1 protein-coding gene is annotated in these 1,266 nt (G+C 65.6%); it reads right to left on the bottom strand.

The genetic code is table 11. The annotated features are described in order from the left end of the window. Positions 1-32: 32 nt before the first annotated feature. Positions 33-1,198 (bottom strand): IS3 family transposase gene (locus tag ACIRG5_RS48385; protein WP_402918515.1). Its coding sequence is split into 2 segments (ribosomal slippage): positions 33-911 and positions 914-1,198, totalling 1,164 coding nucleotides; the frame shifts between segments, so codons are not numbered across the junction. Positions 1,199-1,266: the final 68 nt, after the last annotated feature.

The raw sequence follows: 1,266 nt of genomic DNA on the forward strand, positions 1-1,266 counted from the left end.
GGGTCTGCTGCACAAGTAGGTGACAGTGGTAGTCACGCAGCCTGACTGGCTGGCGTGGCCATGATTACTTCGTACTCGATCGGGGTCAACCTGCCGAGAGCTGCTTGGCGCCTTCGACGGTGGTAGGTGCGTTCGATCCAGGTCACGATCGCGATCCGCAGTTCCTCGCGAGTCGACCAGGCGCGCCGGTCGAGAACATTGTTCTGCAGCAACGCGAAGAAGCTTTCCATCGCGGCGTTGTCACCCGCCGCGCCCACCCTGCCCATCGACCCGGTCAAGCCGTGACGAGCGAGCGCACGGACGAATTTCCTGGAACGAAATTGCGATCCGCGGTCCGTGTGCACCACGCAGCCGGCGACGTCACCGCGCCGGGCAAGGGCGTTGGTGAGCGCGGTGACGGCGAGCCGGGACTTCATCCGTGAGTCGATGGAGTAGCCCACGATCCGGTTGGAGCAGACGTCCTTGACCGCACACAGATACAGCTTTCCTTCTGTGGTGCGATGTTCGGTGATGTCGGCCAGCCACAGCCGGTTCGGCGCCGCGGCGGTGAAGTCACGGCGCACCAGGTCGTCATGGACCGGTGGGCCGGTCTTCTTGCCGTTGCGGCCGCGTTTCTTGCCGAACGCGCTCCACCAGCCCATGGCCGAGCAGATCCGCCACGCTGTCCGATCCGCCATCGACTGGCCGGCGTCACGGGCTTCGTCGGCCAGGAACCGGTAGCCGAACTCCGGATCGTCGCGGTGCGCGTCGAACAACGCGTTCGCCCGCTGAGCACGCTCGAGTTCGGTGGCGGTGACCGGCCGGGCACGCCATCGGTAGTACGGCTGTCGAGCGATGTTCAAGACCCAGCACGTCACCGCGACGGGAATCCCGTCCGCGGCCAGCTCGTTCACGAGCGGGTAGAGCCTTTTCCCGGCAGATTCGCCTGCGACAAGTACGCCGTCGCCCGGCGCAGGACCTCGTTCTCCTGCTCCAGCAGCTTGATCCGCTTACGCGCCTCACGCAGCTCGGCCGAGTCGTTCCTGGTCACGCCGGGCTTGGCGCCCTCGTCGATCTCTGCCTGGCGCAGCCACTTGAACAAGGTCATCGGGTGAACCCCGAAGTCCTTAGCGATCTGCTCGACGGTCACGCCGGGCTCGCGGTCACGGGCGACCCGCACGACATCGTCGCGGAACTCCTGGGGGTAGGGCTTGGGCACAGCGACATCCTCCCAGCTCACCATCACGGCAAGCCAACTCAGATGTCACCTAAAGGTGCAGCAGACCC

Origin of the sequence: Lentzea sp. NPDC102401 (genome assembly GCF_044765805.1) — a bacterium.
In the GTDB taxonomy this organism is placed as follows: Bacteria; Actinomycetota; Actinomycetes; order Mycobacteriales; family Pseudonocardiaceae; genus Lentzea; species Lentzea sokolovensis.